The 22,500-nt window shown below is 39.5% G+C and carries 16 protein-coding genes; 9 read left to right on the top strand and 7 right to left on the bottom strand.

Annotated features, from left to right (window positions below; translation table 11 throughout):
* The coding region (locus OSH00_RS18280) for a type I secretion protein (protein WP_266131608.1) at positions 1-1,672 on the top strand (1,672 nt) is incomplete at its 5' end.
* Between the two features lie 395 nt (positions 1,673-2,067).
* Here the strand turns inward: OSH00_RS18280 and polA are convergent.
* Entirely contained in the window at positions 2,068-4,830 is a 2,763-nt protein-coding gene (gene polA / locus OSH00_RS18275) for a DNA polymerase I (protein WP_266131607.1), read from the bottom strand.
* A gap of 162 nt (positions 4,831-4,992) precedes the next feature.
* On the opposite strand from polA, the gene OSH00_RS18270 reads away from it, so the two are divergent.
* Positions 4,993-7,698, top strand: coding sequence for a DUF2339 domain-containing protein (locus OSH00_RS18270; RefSeq protein ID WP_266131613.1), 2,706 nt, complete (start codon positions 4,993-4,995; stop codon positions 7,696-7,698).
* Between the two features lie 519 nt (positions 7,699-8,217).
* Here OSH00_RS18270 and OSH00_RS18265 read toward each other — a convergent pair.
* Both OSH00_RS18265 and OSH00_RS18260 read right to left on the bottom strand, forming a co-directional pair.
* A complete protein-coding gene (locus tag OSH00_RS18265) occupies positions 8,218-9,393 on the bottom strand; it encodes a thiolase family protein (RefSeq protein ID WP_266131606.1) in 1,176 nt (391 codons plus the stop codon).
* Positions 9,394-9,509: 116 nt separating this feature from the next.
* Positions 9,510-9,932: a GspH/FimT family protein gene (locus OSH00_RS18260; RefSeq protein WP_266131605.1), complete on the bottom strand. Its 423-nt coding sequence runs from the start codon at positions 9,930-9,932 to the stop codon at positions 9,510-9,512.
* 484 nt (positions 9,933-10,416) lie between these two features.
* On the opposite strand from OSH00_RS18260, the gene omp38 reads away from it, so the two are divergent.
* From omp38 to OSH00_RS18245, 3 genes are all read left to right on the top strand, one after another.
* Positions 10,417-11,448 (top strand): outer membrane protein Omp38, encoded by a 1,032-nt coding sequence (omp38, locus tag OSH00_RS18255; RefSeq protein WP_004829936.1) that lies wholly within the window; start codon positions 10,417-10,419, stop codon positions 11,446-11,448.
* Positions 11,449-11,565: 117 nt separating this feature from the next.
* Positions 11,566-12,021 (top strand): OmpA family protein, encoded by a 456-nt coding sequence (locus OSH00_RS18250; protein WP_266131604.1) that lies wholly within the window; start codon positions 11,566-11,568, stop codon positions 12,019-12,021.
* 75 nt (positions 12,022-12,096) lie between these two features.
* Positions 12,097-12,627, top strand: a complete 531-nt coding sequence (locus tag OSH00_RS18245; RefSeq protein WP_266131603.1) for a peptidase C39 — start codon at positions 12,097-12,099, stop codon at positions 12,625-12,627.
* Positions 12,628-13,089: 462 nt separating this feature from the next.
* Here the strand turns inward: OSH00_RS18245 and OSH00_RS18240 are convergent, their stop codons facing one another.
* The 4 genes from OSH00_RS18240 to OSH00_RS18225 form a co-directional block, all read right to left on the bottom strand.
* Entirely contained in the window at positions 13,090-14,295 is a 1,206-nt protein-coding gene (locus OSH00_RS18240; protein ID WP_266131602.1) for an RtcB family protein, read from the bottom strand.
* Positions 14,296-14,688: 393 nt separating this feature from the next.
* Positions 14,689-16,152, bottom strand: a complete 1,464-nt coding sequence (locus OSH00_RS18235) for an amino acid permease (RefSeq protein ID WP_196074985.1) — start codon at positions 16,150-16,152, stop codon at positions 14,689-14,691.
* A gap of 2 nt (positions 16,153-16,154) precedes the next feature.
* Positions 16,155-17,186, bottom strand: a complete 1,032-nt coding sequence (locus OSH00_RS18230; protein ID WP_266131601.1) for a class I SAM-dependent methyltransferase — start codon at positions 17,184-17,186, stop codon at positions 16,155-16,157.
* Between the two features lie 70 nt (positions 17,187-17,256).
* Complete coding sequence (locus OSH00_RS18225; protein ID WP_266131600.1) at positions 17,257-18,630, bottom strand: uracil-xanthine permease family protein; 1,374 nt, start codon at positions 18,628-18,630, stop codon at positions 17,257-17,259.
* A 175-nt stretch (positions 18,631-18,805) separates the two neighbouring features.
* Here OSH00_RS18225 and typA point away from each other — a divergent pair, with 175 nt between their 5' ends.
* From typA to OSH00_RS18205, 4 genes are all read left to right on the top strand, one after another.
* Entirely contained in the window at positions 18,806-20,641 is a 1,836-nt protein-coding gene (typA, locus tag OSH00_RS18220; protein WP_004829923.1) for a translational GTPase TypA, read from the top strand.
* Between the two features lie 193 nt (positions 20,642-20,834).
* A complete protein-coding gene (gene mscL / locus OSH00_RS18215; protein ID WP_004829921.1) occupies positions 20,835-21,266 on the top strand; it encodes a large conductance mechanosensitive channel protein MscL in 432 nt (143 codons plus the stop codon).
* A gap of 134 nt (positions 21,267-21,400) precedes the next feature.
* A complete protein-coding gene (locus OSH00_RS18210) occupies positions 21,401-22,024 on the top strand; it encodes a hypothetical protein (protein ID WP_266131612.1) in 624 nt (207 codons plus the stop codon).
* A 287-nt stretch (positions 22,025-22,311) separates the two neighbouring features.
* Positions 22,312-22,455 (top strand): hypothetical protein, encoded by a 144-nt coding sequence (locus tag OSH00_RS18205; RefSeq protein WP_266131599.1) that lies wholly within the window; start codon positions 22,312-22,314, stop codon positions 22,453-22,455.
* The last annotated feature ends 45 nt before the right edge of the window (positions 22,456-22,500 follow it).

Genomic DNA, 22,500 nt, shown 5'->3' with positions numbered 1-22,500 from the left:
GGGGTATGATGAAAATGGAGAGCAAGTTGAAATTGATAGAACGGTTCAAACAGATTCAAATGGTCATTATGTTTATGAGTTAACACCAGCAGATGGCATTGCAACAGGTACCCAAGGTTCTACGGTAGATGTTGTTGCAAAAACCCATGATCGTAATGGAAATATGATTCAAGACCGTGATATTGAAACAGTTGATCCTGTGATCAAAAATGATCAGTCAACAGGCGTGACAAATGGTGATAACTCAATCATTGGTACCTCGGGTGATGATCTTATTGCAGGTGATACAGGTGGCTTAAAAACAAACTTTGTGGCAGGAAAGAACTATAATGTATCCATCGTTTTAGACTTGTCCGGAAGTATGTTGTTTAACATGGAAGGCTCTATTAAAAATGGTGCGAATGTTCCTGCAGGCGAAACGCGCCTTGAAATTGCCAAGAAAGGTTTAAAAGCCTTTATTCAACAGATGGTTGATCATGATGGTACGATTAATTTACAAATCGCATCTTTTTCAGCAAATAATGGTCTAGGAAACACCGTCAATAAAATCTATACCAATGTAAGTGTAGACAATATTGATCAAATCTTTGCAGATATTGGAACTGGGAAAAATGATGGGCTTCAAGCAGGAGGCGGAACTTATCCTGAAATAGGCTTTAATAAAGCTGTAAATTGGTTCAATGATGTGTCTGATGCTAACTTTGAAAATCAAACATATTATATTACGGATGGTGAGCCAAATAGTTCGCAAAGTACGCTAGATAGCGCCTTCCGTCCATTGGCAGATCAAAGTAAAGTCTTTGCTGTTGGTGTGAGTAGTGCTGTAAGTGATGCAACTGTGTCACGCTACGATAATACAGATGCAAATGGAAACAAGCTGCCTGGTGCTTGGAGTGGTTCAAATCATGGAGAAGCGAAAGCAATTGCTGATGCAGATAAACTGATTGCATATTTGATCGGCGGTTCAGAAAACTTTGTGCCTGCTGATGTTGGTAGCGATACCATTAAAGGTGGTGCAGGTGATGATATCTTGTTTGGTGACGCGATGAATACCAACTGGATTACATGGTCAGGTAGAGATCCTTTGATGCATCCACAATATTCAGGTTATTCAACACTGATTGCGTATTTAAAAGCAGAAGTTACAAGTGGAGCAGAACCAACCCAACAGCAAATTTATGATTTTGTGAAAGAGAATTATAAGAAATTTGCTGAAGCTGATGCGAATGACCCAGCCACTAAGGGTGGAAATGATACGATCTATGGTGGTGCCGGTGATGACATTATTATTGCAGGTGCAGGTAATGACATTATTTATGGCGGTTCTGGCAATGATATTATTTCTACAGGTCGTGGAAATGACACCATCATGTATGATGTGCTTGTCAATGCTGATGCAACTGGCGGCAATGGTACTGATGTTTGGGTGGATTACCAATCGAACGATAAAATTGAATTCAGTTCGGATTTCTTTGAGGGCTTACTTTCAGATAAAAGTAATATTGGAGAATTTATCAAAATCGAAGATGATGGTCGTGGTAATGCCGTACTCAAAGTAGATCGTGATGGTAGTTTAAATACCCAGCATGAATGGGCGGATATATTAATTATTGAAGCTAAGAGTAAAATAGATTTAATGGATATGATTGATCAGCAAATTGTGATCGGTTAAGTATTCTTGGCTTTGATAGATTAAAATCTAATTTTTTATAAATAAAAATGCTCCATTTGTGGGGCATTTTTATTTGACAGAATATATTGGAAAATCAATCTAAAATATTAAATCTCATTCATCCAGCAAAACCTCATCTCTATCAACCATTATGCGAAGAGTTGAAAAAATACAGATTTACTGTAAAGACGGATCAACAAAGCTATGTACTGAAGATCAAGTTGATTCTGTCTAGGATAAGTTGATTAACAACAAAAGCCCAAATAATTGATTCTAAAAATAGTCCACGCAATTAAGATAGAAGTGTTTTGATTTGACTTCCATCTTAATCTTATGATGAAAAAATCTGTTTTAATCTACTCCCTCTTAAAAAGAAAATAGATTAAACGCTGGGTTTAATGTGCTTCACCCCAATTCTTGCCTTGACCAACCTCAACCACCAACGGTACAGATAATGTCACAACTTTTTGCATCACATCTTTAATCTGTTCAGCCACTTGATCTGCCACAGCTTCATCGACCTCAAACACCAATTCATCGTGAACCTGTAAAAGAAGTTTTGCCTGATCTTTTGGTAGGATTTTATCCACTTCAATCATTGCCATTTTAATGATTTCTGCTGCTGAGCCTTGCAGTGGTGCATTAATTGCTGCACGTTCAGCGCCTTTGCGCACCATCATATTCCGTGCATCAATATCTGGTGTATATAAACGACGGCCTGTAATGGTCTCAACAAAGCCTTGCTCCAAAGCAACCTGGCGAGTACGTTGCATATACTCATAAATACCTGGATAACGGTGGAAATATTGTTTGATGTAATTTTGTGATTCTTCACGGGTAAAGCCCAATTGACGAATCAAGCCAAACTCAGACATACCATACAATAAGCCAAAGTTCACTGCTTTGGCTTGACGACGTTGATCTGAAGTGACCGCTTCGAGTTCGACACCTAGAACTTCTGAAGCAGTACGTCGGTGGACGTCCTGCCCATTTTTAAATGCATCGACTAAAGCCTCGTCTTGCGAGAAGTGCGCCATTAAACGTAATTCGATTTGAGAATAGTCAGCCGCCAATAGCACGCGACCTTTTGGTGCAATAAAGGCTTTACGAATTTGTCGTCCAATTTCCTCCCGCACTGGGATATTCTGTAAGTTCGGGTCTGTTGAGGATAAACGGCCCGTTGCAGTTAGCGCTTGATGATAGCTCGTATGTACTCTGTGGGTATCATTATTGGCTTGTTTGACTAAAGCTTCAGTATAAGTACTTCGCAGTTTGGTTAAACCACGATATTCAATAATCAGCTGTGTAATTGGATGATCAATTTTTTCCAAGACAGCTTCAGAGGTACTGTATTGTCCTGTTGCTGTTTTCTTGCCACCTTTTAAACCTAATTTTTCAAATAAGACTTCACCCACTTGTTTTGGCGAACCAACATTAAAAGATTCACCAGCGATCTCAATAATTTGATTTTCAAGGTTTTGAATTGTATTGGCGAAATCAACACTGAGTTGATCCAAAAATTTTAAATCTAGCTCAATACCATTTTCTTCCATACTGGTCAGAACGCTAGCAACAGGCATTTCAATATTGTGTAAAATTTCGCTGAGCTCAGGGATTTCTTTGAGTTTTCGTTCTAATACTTCATAAAGGCGATAAGTGACATGCGCATCTTCTGCTGCGTAATGACCTGCAGTTTCAATATCAATTTGATTAAAGGTTTTTTGCTTCGCCCCCTTACCCGCAACCTGTTCAAAGGTTGTAGTTAAATGACTCAGATAAACACGAGCAACATCATCCATACCATGACGAGTTGCTACTGAGTTCAACACATAAGATGCCAACATGGTGTCAAAGAACCAACCTTGTAGATGAATCCCATGGTTTTCAAAAATATGCGCATCGTATTTTAAATGATGCCCAATTTTTTCAATATTTGGATCTTCTAAAATAGGTTTAATTTGTTGAATGATTGTTTCGCGATTGAGTTGCTCTGGTGCATCTTCATAATCATGTGCTAGAGGGATGTAATAGGCATCATGCGCATCAAATGCAAGCGAGAAACCGACCATTTCAGCAACACGATAATCCAAACTTGTGGTTTCTGTATCAATTGCAAAGCGTTTTGCCGTACTTAAACGCTGGAATACTTTGTCCCAAACATCTTGACTCAATACAGTGTGATAGGTTGCTTCACCTAAACGGTCATCGACACTTGAACTTGTGGCTTGATCGGTGATTTCACTTTCAACAGCTTGTTCAGTTTTGATGGCACTTTGTGCAGTTTGTTTATAGGTTGAACTATTGGGATTGTTGGGATGGTCTAAAGACTGTAATTGGTTACGGAACTCAAGCTCTGTATATAAGTTGCGCAATGCTTCGACATCAGGATCGCAAAGTTTTAAGTCCTCATAGCTGATGTTTAAATCAAGGTCAATGATGATGCTGGCAAGTTGATGATCAAGTGTAATCCCATCAACATTGTCTTTTAGGCTTTGTCCAACTTTACCCTTGATATTGTCCACATTTTTTAAAATGCCATCGATTGAACCATATTCATTTAAAAGCTTGGCGGCAGTTTTTGCACCTACCCCAGGAACCCCACGAATACCATCAGATGCGTCTCCCATTAAGGTTAAATAATCAATAATCTGGTCTGGACGTACTCCAAATTTTTCAATGACACCCTCAACATCCATGGGTTTATCTTTGAAACTGTCTTCCAACGTCACTTTATCTGTGACCAACTGCGCCATATCTTTATCGCCAGTTGAAATCAAAACCTGATAGCCTTCTTTTTCAGCACGTTTGGCCAAGGTACCGATAATGTCATCAGCTTCAGCACCTGGAAGTGTATGTAATGGAATCCCTAAGGCACGAATCAACGCATGCAGATAAGGAATTTGTTGGGACAATTCTTCTGGCATACTTGGGCGATCACCTTTATAAATCGGTGAAAGCTGATGACGAAAAGTCGGTTCAGGTGTGTCGAAAATCACAGCCATATGGGTTGGTTGCACACGACGCATGAGCTTTTGGATTGCCGAGATTGCTCCACGAATCGCATTGGTCTGTAATCCCGTTGATGTTGTTAGAGGTGGGAGTGCATGAAAGGCACGAAATAAAAAGTATGACCCATCGACCAATACAAATGGTGGCATTGATATTTTCCTAATTCAAATTACCGCTTTATTGTACGTGATTTTTGTCTGTTGCGTAGTGGCAACCATCGTGCTTGTGTTACTGAATATCTGATGAATTAACAGAATCATGCTGGAATGCTGTTGTATGATCAGCATATTGAGGATAAAGAAAGTAAAAATATGCTGAAAGGGCAGAGTGAAATTCGCATTATCTGGTTGATGATGTTGATCATTGTTGCGGTAAGCGCATGGTTTTTGGAAGTACGGATATTGACCTACAGCTGTGGGTTAGCCTTTGTCATGAGTGTGATGCACTATGTCGATGCCATTCAAAATCCGATGCAAGATATTGCACGGCAGATGTCTTTTCCTTTGCAAAATACATCCAAAGTCCCTCTGTATATTTCTTCTGTTGTTTCCGTGGTTGGGCTAACCCTGCATTTAGGTTGGATGGTGGGACTTGGTTTAACTGCATGGATTTTCTTTTTTCTCAGATGGTTAAGACGCTTAGAACGTTATCTAACTCATGTTCAAACTCAGATACAGAGTTTGAAACTTTCTCAAGAGACATCCACACTGCCTTTAGTAAAATCTCCAGTTCAGCAGATAGAGATTCGATCTGATTCATCCACGAGTTTGATTGCTCAAATTCAAGATTGGATTTTTAAGGGCAATCCGGTATTGAAAGTTGCCATATTGGTATTGGTCATCGGCATAATCCTGTTACTACGTTTTGCAACAGAACATTGGCAATTGAGTCTGGTGGTTAAGCTCGCATCGGTTGCTTTATCGAGTATCGCAATCACTATATTGGGTCTGATGCTGCAAGGTAAAAATCGTAGTTTTGCATTGGCGCTTGAAGGTTTGGGTATTGCAGGATTATCACTCACCTTATTCTTTGCCTATTACACCCATGTAATTCCTGATATTTATATGGCAAGTCTTTGCTTTGTCGTGATTATGCTGATTACCCTCAATCTAAGCCTAAAGCAGCAAAGTGTTGAATTGGCACTTATGGCAATGTCAATTGCCTACATTGCACCATTTACCTTACCTGTACGAGATGCAACTACTGTCGAGCTTCTCACCTATTATTTGCTGATTAATATTGCAATTGCGGTAATGAGCACTTTAAGACCTTGGAAATATCTGAATCAAATTGGTTTTTTAGTCACGGCAATCGTTGCAAGTGTCTATGCAGTTGGTCATGGTGAGCTACAAGACAAACAGACACTTACAATTCTAATTTTTGCTCATACCGCTGTTTTTATCTGGTTGGGTTTCCGCTTTAGTCAACTGATTGCCAAACAAGATGTGGAACAATTTAAACTTAAACCGAGTTTAGATATTGCCTTGATTTTTGGTGCACCGATTGTCAGTTATCTTTTTTTATATTTACTCTATTTTCATCAAAGCATGGTATTGGCTGGTTTTAGTTTAGGTTTTGCAGTGCTTTTTGCGGAAATGTATCAATTCTCAAAACGTAATCAATCCATTTATTTGATTTCACAGAGTTATTTTAGTCTCGCCCTGATCTTCATGGCTTTGATTCCCCCTATTCTGTTGCATGGGCAGTGGAGCGTCGTGGGATGGGGACTCGAAGGGTTATGTATATGGGGGTATGCATTATATCGACACTCAGCAATTAGTCGTTATCTGGCAATGGGACTGCTGGTCGTTGCAGGGATAACAAGCCTATATTATTTATTTGAACTACCAAACTTCCCAAGCAAAATGTATTGGTGTTTATGTGTCAGTTATATTTTTGTAGTGCTATTGGGTAATAGTCGTGAGTCGTTCCGACAGCAACTGAATCCGCTGACTACACTGTTTTTGAGCTTATTGATGATTGCAGCAACCGCAATGTTGCTTATTCTACTCCTTGACTATTTTAATGGTGCTTACCGCTACATTTATACGATGCTGGTAGTCAGTATTTCTTATCTACTGATAAATGAGTTGATGCTGAAGTGCAAAGCACGATCAACATGGTTGATCCCCAAGTGGATTGGTACTTTTCCCATTTATGTTTTTGCACTGATTTTCTTATTGGATATGAGTCAAAAGGGTGTATTGGTGTGGCAAAGTGATATGGATCGCTGGGGAATGACGGTAGCAGGATTGATATTGACCATCCTATGGTTAAGACCCTTTCATGGTCTAGGCTTTATGAAAGAGTGGGGAAGTTTAGGCGTTTTAATCAGTTTAAGCTTAGCTAGCTTAACGTTAATTCCGCATACACCTTATATCAGTGTCGTGATATTTCCTTTATTGTTTTGTGGGTGGTGCTTTATTCAGAAAAGCGTGGATTGGAAAATCTTTTGGCAAACACGAACCAGTTTGGCGCTGATGCTGATATGGATCATCTGTTCGCAATTATTGTCTCAACAAGCTTTCCAAAGCTATTTATTGCCAATCTTGAATCCATTTGATTTGGTGAGTATTGCAATGTTAATGGGCTTTTTATGGATGCTCAACTTGCAACAGAAGCTAGCTCTACAACAGGGTACGGACCAAGGTATTCTGGCGGTATTGTCGGTTTTAAGCCTGCTTTGGTTAAGTAGTTATATTGTTCTGCGTGCCTTACATGTGTATTTTGCTACACCTTATAATCAATTAGGTTTATGGCAGGATGCAACAGCCCAGTTAAGTCTGACTTTACTTTGGGTAAGTCTAGCATTGATTAGTATGAGTTTTGCCAGTCGTAAACAATTACGTCCTTTATGGATCTTAGGTGGCAGTATTCTGGTCATTGTGACCTTGAAGCTGGTTTTACTAGACTTATCTCATATTGGTACATTGACTCGAGTCATATCGTTCTTGGGAGCAGGTTTCGTGATGTTGCTGATAGCCTATATTGCTCCGATTCCCGAAACCAGACGTTGAGTGTCTTAATCAAGTCTGAACAGTGTGCAGGTCGGGGAAACATTGAAACTGTACGGCTCGTTTAAGGTAAGTTTTGAGATGATTCTAGAGTGTGGCTAGACTTTATTGATTCTGGATCTTCTAGCGTTGCTTAGCAATAAATTGAAGACATTCGAGTTTATTGTAGGAGGCTTTGATTTTTAGCCTTTAAATCAAGTTGTTTAGGCGATGTCTCAGTTTTCAGAGATGGAAAGATGAGCATCATCTTTCCATGGGCGAAGGGAACATCCTCTATCCATGCTCAACAAGGCGACATTCATGTCACTTTGTAATCGTGATGTTAGCTAAAATGGGCAGATGGAAAAAAGCAAAGACCATTTTGTATAGAGTGAATCATAGTGATGGGGATCATTCAGGCTTTAGTCTTCTAGCAGAGGCTGGAGTTAGGTTTTTATCGAATTGCAGTTAAAATAAAAAGGCATCCACCATGATCGTGATGCCTTTTTATTTCAGTGAGTTCTGATTTAGATCAGAATAAGCTTAAAGAATTTCAATCGCGACAGCAGTTGCCTCACCACCACCAATACACAGTGCTGCAATGCCTTTTTTGCCGCCTGTACGTTTTAATGCATGGATCAGCGTCAAGATAATGCGTGAGCCTGTAGAGCCTACTGGATGCCCTAATGCACAAGCACCACCATGGATGTTGACTTTTTCAGCATCTAATTTGAACTCATCAATTGGACACATGGTGACCATTGCAAAAGCTTCATTGATTTCCCATAAATCGACCTCTTGAACATCCCATCCTGTCTTATTTAAAACTTTTTGGATCGCACCGACAGGGGCAATGGTAAATTCAGATGGATGCTGAGAGTTTGAAGCATAAGCCACAATTTTGGCTAAAGGTTGCAGCCCTTTCGCTGTTGCAACCTCTGTAGATGTCAACACTAAAGCAGATGCACCATCCGAAATGGAGCTGGCATTTGCTGCTGTGATGGTTCCATCTTTAGCAAATGCTGGGCGTAGGGTCGGAATTTTTTCGATATTGGCATTAAAGGGTTGTTCATCTTGATCAATGACGACATCTCCTTTACGGCCTGAAACAGTCACAGGTACAATTTCATCTTTAAACCAGCCTTCAGTAATGGCTTTTTGAGCACGTTGTAAAGAACGAATGGCGAAGTCATCCATTTGTTGACGACTATATCCTTTGCTGTTTGCCATATCTTGGGCAAAAGATCCCATTAAGCGACCAGTTTCAGCATCTTCAAGTCCATCAAAGAACATATGATCTTTAACTTCACCATGTCCCATACGATATCCACCACGGGCTTTCGGCAGTAGATAGGGTGCGTTGGTCATCGACTCCATGCCCCCCGCAACAACAATCTCGGCAGAACCTGCCTTAATCGCATCAGCGGCTTGCATAACAGCTTTCATGCCTGAACCACAAAGTTTATTGATGGTGACGGCACCTGTTGAATCAGGTAAGCCAGCTTTACGCATCGCTTGACGGGCAGGACCTTGTTTCAAACCAGCAGGGAGTACACAGCCCATAATGACTTCTTCTACATCATTGGGTTGTAAACCAGCGCGCGCAATAGCTTCTTTAATGGTTACAGCACCTAATTCAGGAGCACTGGCATTGGCCAGGCTACCTTGAAACCCACCCATTGCAGTCCGTGCACCATTGACGATTACGATGTCAGTCATTGTTCTGATCTCCACATGTTTCTTGTTAAATATATCCAAAACTTAAGCAGTATATAAAAAACAGCACAAGAATAAATGTCGAATGTGCAATATATGTAGACGCTAGAGAACAGTTTTTAACATTTTTCAGTGGTTTCCTTATTTAATGTTGCCATTCGTCCGATTTTATAGCGGGTATTATTGTCAAAATTATGATGTCCGCAATAGTAGAAACTGCCTGGTGAACCACGGGGTAGCCCCGTATCGCCTTGAAGTGTTATGACATCGCGACTGCTGGCACTCCCAATCCAAGTTAAGCTTCCATAGTTAATTTTTTTTTCAGTTTTAAGGAGTATGAGTTCGCCATCATCAATCTGCTTATTTTTATTACGGTCTGTAAAAATAATCATGCCCTTATGCCATTTGTTTTTTTCACATTGGACAAAACTTTCCGACGAACATATAACAACTGTTGTTCGGCGTGCCAATGCTTGACTTCTTGCATAAGAAATATGCTGTTGAATCATGGGATGAATCGATCGAAATTCTTGCTTTTGCATCCAATCATGATAGAAAGGCAGACTGATTAAGCAAATTATTGCAACAATAACAATTATGCTAATAAGCTCAAACAAAGAAAAACCTTGTCCTTTACAATAAAAATACATGTTTTAATCTTCTGTTAAGTATTGTTTTTTATTTGAAAAATAATGACTTTTCTATTAAATTTTATTGAAACGCTTTTGTAGTAAAATATTTATTACTATCACTTTCTTTTACTGCTAAAATACAGGTAGTAAAAAGATAAGCGATTCACGAAAAAAAATTGAGTAGAAAGTTACCGAATTACAACGGAAATTGTAAGTAATTTTGTCAATAATTTACTTGATTAAAGTTATCAAGCACTTGGAAAAAGCCTCAAGTGTTTGTATGATTCAACGTGAGTAGCTTAAAAATAATACTGGGGTATTAAAATTTATCTCAGGGTAGCCAATAAATTTTAGGCTAGGCTTGAACAACAATTGTTATCTCTGGAGGATATCCATGAAATTGAGTCGTATCGCACTTGCTATGCTTGTTGCTGCTCCACTCGCTGCTGCTAATGCTGGTGTAACTGTTACACCATTAATGCTTGGTTACACTTTCCAAGACTCTCAACACAACAACGGCGGTGACAAAGGCGAGTTAACTAACGGTCCTGAGTTACAAGACGATTTATTCGTTGGTGCTGCGCTTGGTGTTGAACTTACTCCATGGTTAGGTTTCGAAGCTGAATATAACCAAGTTAAAGGTGATCTTGACGGTACTGGCGTTGCTGGTTCTGAATACAAGCAAACTCAAATCAACGGTAACTTCTATGCTACTTCTGATTTGATCACTAAAAACTATGACAGCAAAATCAAACCATACGTATTGTTAGGTGCTGGTCATTACAAGTACAAACTTGATGACATGTCTTACCACAACAACGAAGAAGGTACTTTAGGTAACGCTGGTGTTGGTGCTTTCTGGCGCTTAAACGATGCTTTATCTCTTCGTACTGAAGCTCGTGGTACTTATAACTTTGACGAAAAATTCTGGAACTATACTGCTCTTGCAGGTCTTAACGTAGTTCTTGGTGGTCACTTGAAACCTGCTGCTCCTGTAGTAGAAGTTGCTCCAGTGGTTCCAGTTGCTCCAACTCCAGTAGAACCAGCTCCACAAGTTCTTACTGAAGACTTGAACATGGAACTTCGTGTGTTCTTTGATACAAACAAATCAAACATCAAAGATCAGTATAAACCAGAAGTTGCTAAAGTAGCTGATGCGTTGAATACATTCCCGAATGCGACTGCGCGTATTGAAGGTCACACAGATAACACTGGTCCACGTAAGTTAAACGAACGCTTATCTTTAGCTCGTGCTAACTCTGTTAAATCAGCGCTTGTAAGCGAGTACAACATCGATGCATCTCGTTTGTCTACTCAAGGTTTCGCTTGGGATCAACCGATTGCTGACAACAAAACTAAAGAAGGTCGTGCTATGAACCGTCGTGTATTCGCGACAATCACTGGTAGCCGTACTGTAACTAAATAATTGATTATTTAGTTAAAAAAAGGCGACTCAATTGAGTCGCTTTTTTTATTGGAAATACATATAATTGGTTATTATCTAAATAAAACTGAAGCAAAAATTAATAATTATAGGTTAATCATGAAATACGTGATTTTAGGATTGATGCTGCTGAGTTTAACTGCTTGTACATCTACGTCCATAAACCACAATAGTGGCTCCATCCAAAAACAATATCCAAACGAAGTGAAGTCTTTGAAACATGGACTTTCGATATATTTTCAACCGAAATCAACTGAAGTCGATCCACAATATCGCTCGACTTTATCTGTTGCAGCGCAGTTATTGCAAACCAATAAAAATTTTGTTCTCAACATTGAAGGGCATACAGACAGCTCGGGATCATTGGCTGCAAATAATAAAGTCTCTTTGACACGAGCAAATATCGTCAAAGATTATTTGGTGAATGAATATAAAGTTAATCCAGAGCAGTTGATTACTGTGGGTTTGGGTCCAACAAAACCAATCGCAGATAATAAGACTGCGGAAGGTAAAGCAAAAAATAGACGTGTTAATGTTATTTTAAAAATTAAGTAAATTGACTATAGAACTCAATTTTTCCCTACACAGGTTATAATAGTGCACTCAGATTTTTAACTGTTTGGATCGTGAATGAGTGTACAACTTCCTGATGAATTACTGGATTTAGAAGCCAATGGCGGTATTTTTGCGGTTTGGATGCTGTTGCAGAATTATTCTATCCATGTTGATATTCAAACACTTGTTCAGTGCTGCAAATATGATCCTGACGATGGAACATTTACCATCAGTTTGGCTGTTGGACTCAGAAAATTAGGTTTTGATGTTGTGTTTCATACAGCTGAAGACCCCGATATTCATATAAAAGAAATTGAGCATTATACAGAGGCAATTCGTTTGGGGATGACTATTGAGCAGCCCTTAACGTATCAAGACATTCAGACAAGCTTCGAAAGTGGCTATTCCATACTGGTCTACTATGACACCTTAGAGGGAGTGGGCAATCACTCCTTGGTCTATTCAATCGATGATCAGGAAATATGTTTTTATGACAGCTTTGATCCGATGGAGAAACATATTTTTGAGCAACAATGTCAGGCGGAAGGGATTTGCCAACAGGCAATCGTCATTCGTAAATATTGTCCTGTGATTCGATACAGTTAACTTCTCTAGTCAATCCTTTGAAAAAACCAAACACCAGAATATCATTTCCATGCCTCCGTATCTTTAATCAAATCCGTAGCACGCAAAAATAAAGGGGTTGGTGATAAAAATGCTTGCACTGCCACTCCTTGGAGTCAAAGTTTAACTCTCTTTGTATGGGGGATGTCTTACTTTTCAGGGATGAAAAGATGAGAGAACGCATCTGTTGAAAGAGGGATACATCCTGTAGCCCTATTCAATAGGGTGACAACCATGTTGCCTCATGCTGGCAAAAACATCGATGAATCAAAAATACACAAAAACTTGATGTTGCAGAGTTTTAAAAGTTCAAACAAAAAGCTTAAATTCTACTAAGGATGAATCATCTGTATCGGTATTCAAGTGGTTTGGCTATAAATCGATGATCTATTCTCTCTGCAAATCGGGATTCACAGAGAGGAAGCGATAAAATACAATTAAGATCTAGCCTTTGATACACAATACTTGTTTGAGGGTATGCACGACTTCAATCAAATCGCTTTGATTGGCCATAACTTGATGAATATCCTTATAAGCACCAGGGATTTCATCTACTACACCTTTATCTTTACGGCACTCAACACCAGCGGTTTGTGCAATTAAATCTTGTTGGTTAAACAAGTGTTTGGCTCTGGTTCGACTCATTTTTCGTCCTGCGCCGTGTGAACATGAGCAGAATGAATCGGGATTGCCTTTGCCTTTAACAATAAAGGATTGTGCACCCATTGAACCCGGGATAATCCCATATTCATCAAGTCCTGCACGGATTGCACCTTTACGGGTAACAAAGACTTCTTCACCAAAGTGAAGTTCTTTTTGCACATAATTGTGATGGCAATTAATCGCTTCTTTGGTCATCTGAAAGCTGGGGAGTAATGGGCGAATGGCTTCCAGAATTAAACGCATCATTTCACGTCGATTTTCAAAAGCATATTCTTGTGCCCATTCAACGGCTTCAACATAATCATCAAAGTTACTTGAACCTTCTGCGAAGTAGCTCAGGTCTTTATCAGGCACATGACCAAAACGGCTTTGCGCTTCTTTTTTAGCACGTTCAATAAAATACGTACCAATTACATTGCCCAAACCACGACTGCCTGAATGTAACATGACCCAAACATCATCATTTTCGTCAAGACAGAGCTCAATAAAGTGATTTCCACCACCTAAAGTTCCCAGTTGTTTTTGCCATGTGACATCAAAACTGCGCAACATACGTTTCAATGCCGGATGTTTGTCAGTAATTAACTTAAGTTTTTTGTCTAAAGGAGAAAGTGTTGATGCTTTGGCTTTAATCTGCTTGTGTATTTCAAAGCCAACAGGAACTTTTCTTTCAATTGCATTACGCAGACTACTCAAGTTGTCAGGAAGTTGAGCGGCTTTTAGACTTAATCTTAAAGCATTCATTCCACAGCCAATATCCACACCCACTGCCGCAGGGATGATGGCATTTTTGGTCGGAATCACACTGCCTACCGTAGCTCCTTTACCTAAATGTACATCCGGCATGACGGCAATATGTGAGTGAATAAATTGCAGCTGTGACATTTTCCTCAGTTGTGTCAGGCTTTCTTCATCCACATCCGTGGTATAAATTTTTACAGGAACGCCATATTCAGCTTTGGCGTTTAAAATCATTTGTATGCCCATTTTTTCATTCTCTAAGCAAATTTTTTTATTGTCCGAAAGTTTTAAATTGAGATTACCCATCCATGATTTGGATTCTATAGGCAATAAAAAACCTAGCGAATGCTAGGTTTGAAACTGACATTCGGACACTTTGACTAAATCAGTGTCCGTGAGTAGACGACTGCTTAATCTTAATTCAATGTTTTCTCAAGTTGTTGCATGTCATACTCCTGTTTATTTTTGATTCGCAAATCAAAGACCAAAATTCTGTTTGGATATCATCCAATGGGCGCTATTCTATAAATAAAAAAAACTTTGTCAATCCATCCCGCCAATTTTTTATATTAAACAGGATTATTCAAGTTAAAAAATAATAAAGCAGCTAAAAAAGCTGCTTTACTTGGATAGCATAATTTATTCTTTTTCCACTGAAATTGGGCTCACATCCATTTTGTCATAAGGTACAAATTTAGTGTTGTGTTTCCACTTATAACCCAACCAAATCACGAGAAACAGGGGAATGCTGATATAAGTAGACAGCACGCTCATCCATTTACCTGCAAGGATAGCTTCAGAATTTTGTCCAAGAATAATAATCGCACAGAGAATAAACGCAAACCAAGGACCAAATGGGAAGAATTTTGCTCGATATGCTAAATCCTCCAGTTTATGACCTTGCGCCAAATAGCCTTTACGGAAGCGATAATGAGAAACTGCAATACCCAACCATACAATAAAACCACACATCCCTGACATATTTAACAACCAGGTAAATACAACACTTTCACCAATAAATGTGGTCAAGAAACACAGTGCGGCGATTGCTGTAGTGGCATACAGTGCATTCATTGGCACGCCACGGAGATCGAGTTTAGCAAAAATCCGTGGTGCTTTTCCTTCACGTGCCATGTCAAATAGCATACGTGTTGATGAATACATGCCCGAATTACCTGCTGACATAATGGCAGTTAAAATCACCGCATTCATTAAACCTGCTGCAAAAGCTAAACCTGCTTTTTCATACAGTAAGGTAAAGGGAGAAAGGGTAATATTACCATCACCTTCAGCAGCAAGCGCAAGGTTTGGATCTGTATATGCCACCAATGTACCAATGATAAAAATACACAGGATATAGAATAACAGTATCCGCCAAAAGATCTGTTTGATTGCGATCGGAATGGTTTTCTTTGGATCTTTAGATTCGCCTGCAGCAACGCCGACCATTTCAGTGCCCTGAAATGAGAATCCTGCAATCATGGCAACACCTACCAAGGCTTGGAATCCGCCCACAAAAGGCGCATCACCAATGGTCCAGTTTTTTGTAATCGAATCTGTTGGATCTAACATGATTTTACCAATCATGAATAAACCAATCACAATAAAGAACAGGATGGCAATGACTTTGACTAAAGAGAATAAGAATTCACTTTCACCAAAGCCTTTGACTGTTAATGCATTGATAAAGAAAATAATGGCGAGAAAGATTGCACTCCACCAGAAACCAGGAATATCTGGAAACCAAAACTTCATAATGAACTGAACGGCAACCAATTCAAAAGCAACAGTAATTGCCCAGTTATACCAATAGTTCCAACCGAGGGCGAATCCAAAACCTTCTTCTACATATTTATTACCATAAGTAAAAAATGCACCTGAAGTTGGATTGTGGGTTGCCAGCTCACCTAAACTGGTCATTAAGAAATAAATCATAAGACCAATCAGTACATAGGCAAGTAGTGCGCCACCTGGACCTGCTGTGGCAATGGTTTGACCAGAAGCAAGAAATAATCCTGTACCGATAGAACCGCCAATCGCGATCATGTTTAAATGTCGTGCTCCAAGCTTACGCTGGAGTTGAGGATGATCTGTTTCGCTCATCGTTATTCCTTACTGCTTTTTTGAGTATTGGCAAACAGCACTTTAAAGCCCTGTTGATCAGCTTTCGTGATGCATTGACCAAAGCTCTGCTCAATGAGTAATGGGTAATTTAGGAAGCGGTTCGCCACAATCCATAATTCACCGCCTGATTTTAAATGTCGTCTTGCAGTTCTGCATAGTGTTTCACTGGCATTGTAGTCGGTTTGAATACCTTGGTGAAATGGTGGATTGCTGACGATGGCATGTAAAAACAATGGCGCATCTTCAATTCCAGTGACTGCTTTTATTTCAAGTTGCTCTAAAGGTAAATCATTTTTTTCAAACGTCATTTGTGTTGAAGCCAAAGCAAAGGCATCAACATCCAAAGCAAAAATACGATTTTTAGGATTGAGTTTAGACAGAAATGCGCTGATGACACCCGCACCGCATCCAAAGTCCGCAATTTTTCCTGAAGTGACGTGTTTCAAATAAGGCAATAGTACAGCAGTTCCGATATCTAAGCGATTTTGACTGAATACACCTGGTAGGGCACAAATGCGAAGATCACCTGAAGGCGTACTGACATTGTATTCTTGTGCCCATTGTGCAAGCGGCTTTGGCGTCACGGTTTTATCGGTAGTTAACTGCCACATTTGGCAATGACGTGCACTGTCTAATTTAATGGTTTGTCCATAAGGCAATAATTGTTTTGCAGCACGTTCAACACCGCCTTTCTTTTCTCCAACCAGAAAGATTGCAGCACCAATTGCTAAACGGGCAACCAGCTGATGCAACACATAATTGAGTAATTCTTTGGATTTTGGGACAAAAACGATGGCTTGATCAAATTCAGCCTCTGCCAAGTCTGTTCCAAAGTGCACATTGGCTTGTTGGTTTTGGAAGTATTGGAACTCATTATAATTCCAAGTCCAAACACTTGCCTCGATGTCATGAGCTAAATTTGAAAGTAGATCATCCGTTGGTGCATTGACCAATAAAACACGTCCAGAGAGATAGTCATGCTGTCGAATGACAACTTCACTTCTTGGCTCCATATTCACCATCCATCATTAAAATTGAACAATAATGCCCAGTCTAGGCTGGGCATTATAAAGAATTGATCCGTTATTTTTTAGTTTCAGGCAAAACTAAATTTAAAATTAAAGCAGCAAGTCCGCCTGTCGCTACACCAGAACTAAAGATATTGCGTGGTAATTCTGGTAAATGTTCCAGAATTTGAGGAACTTGGGCAACACCTAAACCGAGTGCTAAAGAAATTGCAATAATCAACAAGGCACGACGGTCAAGTTGAATTCCCGATAAAATGTTAATTCCCGATGCTGCTACAGCACCAAACATCACCATGACTGCACCACCCAGAACGGCTTGAGGGACGGCTTGAATGATTCCGGCAACTGCAGGAAAAAGTCCGAGAATGACGAGCATGATGGCAATCCAAATACCAACAAAACGGCTCGCCACACCTGTCAACTGAATCACACCATTATTTTGGGCAAAAACAGAACTTGGAAAGGTATTGAACAGCCCTGCAAGAAATGAGTTTGCACCATTGACCAATACACCACCTTTGATTCGCTCCATCCAAACAGGACCATCAACAGGTTGGTTTGAGATTTTTGAGGTCGCAGTGACATCACCAATCGCTTCTAAAGAGGTCACGAGGTAGATGAATGCCATTGGAATAAACAAGCTCCAAGAGAAGCTGATTCCAAAATGCATTGGTGTTGGGATTTGAATTAATGGAGCATCTTTCAAGCCTGAAAAGTTTAAATGGCCCATAAAGCCTGCAACAATATATCCAATCACCAAAGCGATCAGGATGGCAGAACTCTTGACCCAAACTACTTTAAATCGGTTGAGCAAAATAATAATCGCCAATACTGTACATGACATGATCAGATTATCTTTACTTGCAAAAGTGTGGCTGTCCATTGCTTGATAGCCACCGCCCATGCTGATGAGACCTTCTTTAATTAAGGTCAGTCCAATCAACAATACTACGATTCCTGTCACCAATGGGGTGATCAGTTTTTTTACCCAAGGTAAAATACGTGATACGCCCATTTCAATAAATGAACCGGCAATCACCACACCAAAAATAGACGCCATGACTGCTTCAACAGGCGTACCTGCTGCGACCATTGCTGAGCCAATCCCAATCATCGGTCCAATAAAGTTAAAACTTGTACCCTGAACGATCAATAAACCTGCACCAAAAGGTCCAATTTTTTTACACTGTAAAAAGGTGGCTACCCCTGAAATCACCAAAGACATCGATAAAATCATATTGGTATCTTGTGGTGAAACTCCCAAGGCCAAACAAATGAGCAATCCCGGTGTCACAATAGGAACGATAATTGCCAATAGGTGTTGTAATGCCGCAAAAAAAGCGATCAGTGGTTTTGGTCGATCGTTTAAACCATAAATCAGATCAATTTGACCCTGTTTTTGATCGGGAGAGGTATGAGAATCAGACATGGTGACAGTATGAGGAAGCTGCGAGATGGCGCTATTCTAATCGCTTTACACACTATTACAAAATAAAAAGCCTGCAGTTGTGAAAAAAACTTGTAACTGTCAATAAACTGTCACTACTAAAAGTTATCTTTTTTCTGTATAATTTGCCCTCAAATTTAAAGCGTATCGAATTTACATGTCTGATATTAAAACTCTCCGTAATATTGCCATCATCGCGCACGTCGACCATGGTAAAACGACTCTAGTAGATAAACTTTTACAACAATCAGGTGCACTCGGTGACCGCGCGGGTGAGATTGAGCGTGTTATGGATTCGAATGCGCTTGAGTCTGAACGTGGTATTACCATTCTTGCAAAAAACACTGCAATCAAATGGTTAGACAAACGTACAAACACTGAATACCGCATTAACATCGTCGACACCCCGGGACATGCTGACTTCGGTGGTGAAGTTGAACGTGTAATGTCTATGGTTGACTGTGTACTTCTTTTGGTTGATTCACAAGAAGGTCCAATGCCTCAAACTCGCTTTGTAACTCAAAAAGCGTTTGCGCGTGGTTTGAAGCCAATCGTGATCATCAACAAAGTAGATAAGCCAAGCGCTCGTCCAGACTGGGTGATCGACCAAGTATTCGATTTGTTTGATAACTTAGGCGGTAGCGACGAACAATTAGACTTCCCAGTGGTTTATGCTTCTGGTCTTCGTGGTGTTGCTGGTCCATCTCCAGAAGAACTTGCTGAAGATATGACCCCGTTGTTCGAAACAATCGTAGATATTGTTGAACCACCTTCAGTGGATGTTGATGGTCCATTCCAAATGCAGATTTCTTCACTTGACTATAATAGTTTTGTGGGTGTAATCGGTGTGGGTCGTATTCAACGTGGTTCAGTAAAAACCAATACACCAGTGACTGTGATCGATAAAGATGGCAAGACACGTAATGGTCGTATCTTAAAGATTATGGGTTACCATGGTCTTGAGCGTGTAGATGTAGATTCAGCTCAAGCAGGTGATATCGTATGTATCACTGGTTTGGATGCATTAAATATTTCTGACACGATCTGTGATCCTAAAAATGTTGAAGCATTACCTGCATTGTCTGTAGATGAACCTACTGTTTCGATGACTTTCCAAGTAAACAACTCACCGTTTGCGGGTAAAGAAGGTAAATTTGTTACTTCACGTAATATCCGTGAACGTTTAGATCGTGAGTTGATTCATAACGTTGCATTGCGTGTTGAAGATACTGACAGTCCAGACCGCTTTAAAGTATCTGGTCGTGGTGAACTTCATCTTTCAGTATTGATTGAAACAATGCGTCGTGAAGGCTTCGAGATGGGAGTTTCTCGTCCGCAAGTGATCATGAAAGAAGTTGATGGCGAAATGCAAGAGCCATACGAGAACGTAACATTTGATGTTGAAGAACAGCATCAAGGTTCTGTTATGGAGCAAATGGGTAACCGTAAAGGTGAGTTGACCAATATGGAAGTTGACGGCAAAGGTCGTATCCGTATTGAAGCAACTGTTCCATCTCGTGGTTTGATTGGTTTCCGTTCTGAATTCTTAACCATTACTTCCGGTACTGGTATCATGACTTCAAGCTTCTCGCATTATGGTCCTGCGAAACAGGGTGCAGTTGCGAAACGTCAAAATGGTGTGTTGATCTCTATGGTTAACGGTACTTGCTTAGCGTTTGCATTGTTCACTTTACAAGACCGTGGTCGTCTGTTTGCTGAACCACAGTTAGAAGTGTATGAGGGTATGATCGTAGGTATGAACTCTCGTTCAGACGACATGACTGTGAACCCAACTAAAGCGAAACAGTTAACTAACATGCGTGCATCTGGTACAGATGAAGCATTAACGTTGACACCTGCTATTAAATTCACGCTTGAACAAGCATTAGAATTTATTGAGGATGATGAATTGGTTGAAGTTACACCTAAATCTGTTCGTATTCGTAAAAAATTCTTAACTGAAAATGAACGTAAACGTGCTTCTCGTGGCTAAGTGTTTTAACTAGGAATAATTTCATTTCTAGAAAAAAAACCGCAATTTTTTAATAAATTGCGGTTTTTTTATATAAATGTAAAAGGCTTTTGGTTTTTAACAAAAAACGAGTAAATTAAGCGGAAATGTACATGGAAACATAATGTATACTTCGTCACATAAAAAATACCTAAAATTGGCTTGGAGTTAAAATATGAGTATTCTTTCAGAATTCAGAGAGTTCGCCATTAAAGGCAACATGATGGATATGGCAATTGGTGTCATCATCGGTGGGGCATTTGGTAAAATTATTGACTCATTGGTCAAAGACGTGATCATGCCATTGATCTCTGTGATCACAGGGGGCGGTGTAGATTTCACACAAAAATTTATTGTATTGGGGGACAATCCGAATAATTTAACTTCATTGGATGCTTTACAAAAAGCAGGTGTGAATGTTTTAACCTATGGTAACTTCATCACGATCTTCTTAAACTTCCTGATTTTGGCTTGGGTTGTATTTCTGTTGGTTAAATTCCTTAATAAAATCCGTAAACCTGCTGAAGCTGCACCTGCTGCAACACCTGAAGATATTGAATTACTCCGTGAAATTCGTGATGAGTTGAAGAAGCGTCCACAAGCTTAATACATTTGATTGAATATGCAGGATTACATATTTTTAAGTTATTTTTAGAAATATAAAATAGTTGTAAAAATGCGAATTGAAACGGTACGATAAAGTACCGTTTTTTATGCACGACCATAAAAAGGATGACCGTAATAGTGAATAAAAGCATAGGGATAGTGATCATACTCATGGCTTTATCCGCTTGTTCTGAACACCCGAAAGAGCAGCTTGCAGTAGAAAATGCTCAGGCTGAACGTGCAGATCAAGCGCAGCCTGCAAGTGGTTTGACATTCAGTGACATGCCAAATGAACAGACCACGTATGCCACCATTGAAACAGATTCAACAGACGAAAATGAAGCACTGTTACTTGCTTTGGAAACACGTTTATTAAAAGAAAACTTTGAGTTTATCGAAAAAGACAGTGGATCGTCATGGTCTGAAAATGACTGTACGCTCAATAAAATCATTCAAGTTAAAGGCGAAGGAATTCGCTCATATAAAGCAATCAGCAAAGAAAAATTAGGGGATGAGCAGCAATATCGCCCGGATTTCATCTTATTGGTATTTAGTTTCAAGGATGAATCAACTGCAGTGCAAAGCTTTAAAATGCTCGAATCAGCAGTCAATTCGGCAGGTGGTTATTGCAATGGTAAATCGCCTGAAAATATTGTTAGAAATGGCAATGAAATTTTTTACTTTACCACTAGAGCAGAGATGTTTAGGACGTATATTGATGATTATGCAAAATTTATCCATGAATTTAAACCTGAATGAAGTGATTCAAATAGATAATAGCGTTTAAATTCATGAGAACAACTCAGACTTTTATTTTTTGGCGAGTTTTCTCATCCATGGATGCCAAGTTAAAGTTGATGAAAAGTTTATTCAGTTGTTCAGCTCAGAAATACGCCCTCAAGTGATCTCGATATGTGAACAGTATGATTCTAATGATCAGATTCAAGGGGGGTGTTTTAGTCGCTATGCATTTGGTTTATATACCTTTATTGGAATAAAACAATAGATTTGGAATATTGAACTTTGACGATGCCAAGTATTCTTCTATGGATGAAGTTTCAGATATTGAATTGCAAACGGGTCAAGATATAAAAATGAAATGGCCAAATCGTTTTAAAAACAGAAAAAATGACTCAGACAGACCCTTTGCAAACCAAAGTTCAGATTTTGAAAACTTTATTTATTTGTAAAACTCTCAAAGTGCATTTCTAATTAAAGATATTGAGAATGTAGCC

The organism is Acinetobacter nematophilus, assembly GCF_026344175.1.
In the GTDB taxonomy this organism is placed as follows: Bacteria; Pseudomonadota; Gammaproteobacteria; order Pseudomonadales; family Moraxellaceae; genus Acinetobacter; species Acinetobacter nematophilus.
Note: the sequence above shows the minus strand (reverse complement) of the source record. Positions and strands in the feature narration are given on the sequence as shown.

Coding starts and splice junctions, on each gene's coding strand:
- OSH00_RS18235 (WP_196074985.1), bottom strand. CDS start 16,152: ATGAGCGAAACAGATCATCCTCAACTCCAGCGTAAGCTTGGAGCACGA.
- OSH00_RS18250 (WP_266131604.1), top strand. CDS start 11,566: ATGAAATACGTGATTTTAGGATTGATGCTGCTGAGTTTAACTGCTTGT.
- OSH00_RS18265 (WP_266131606.1), bottom strand. CDS start 9,393: ATGACTGACATCGTAATCGTCAATGGTGCACGGACTGCAATGGGTGGG.
- OSH00_RS18205 (WP_266131599.1), top strand. CDS start 22,312: ATGGATGAAGTTTCAGATATTGAATTGCAAACGGGTCAAGATATAAAA.
- OSH00_RS18225 (WP_266131600.1), bottom strand. CDS start 18,630: ATGTCTGATTCTCATACCTCTCCCGATCAAAAACAGGGTCAAATTGAT.
- omp38 (WP_004829936.1), top strand. CDS start 10,417: ATGAAATTGAGTCGTATCGCACTTGCTATGCTTGTTGCTGCTCCACTC.
- OSH00_RS18240 (WP_266131602.1), bottom strand. CDS start 14,295: ATGGGCATACAAATGATTTTAAACGCCAAAGCTGAATATGGCGTTCCT.
- OSH00_RS18230 (WP_266131601.1), bottom strand. CDS start 17,186: ATGGAGCCAAGAAGTGAAGTTGTCATTCGACAGCATGACTATCTCTCT.
- OSH00_RS18245 (WP_266131603.1), top strand. CDS start 12,097: ATGAGTGTACAACTTCCTGATGAATTACTGGATTTAGAAGCCAATGGC.
- mscL (WP_004829921.1), top strand. CDS start 20,835: ATGAGTATTCTTTCAGAATTCAGAGAGTTCGCCATTAAAGGCAACATG.
- OSH00_RS18260 (WP_266131605.1), bottom strand. CDS start 9,932: ATGCAAAAGCAAGAATTTCGATCGATTCATCCCATGATTCAACAGCAT.
- OSH00_RS18270 (WP_266131613.1), top strand. CDS start 4,993: ATGCTGAAAGGGCAGAGTGAAATTCGCATTATCTGGTTGATGATGTTG.
- typA (WP_004829923.1), top strand. CDS start 18,806: ATGTCTGATATTAAAACTCTCCGTAATATTGCCATCATCGCGCACGTC.
- polA (WP_266131607.1), bottom strand. CDS start 4,830: ATGCCACCATTTGTATTGGTCGATGGGTCATACTTTTTATTTCGTGCC.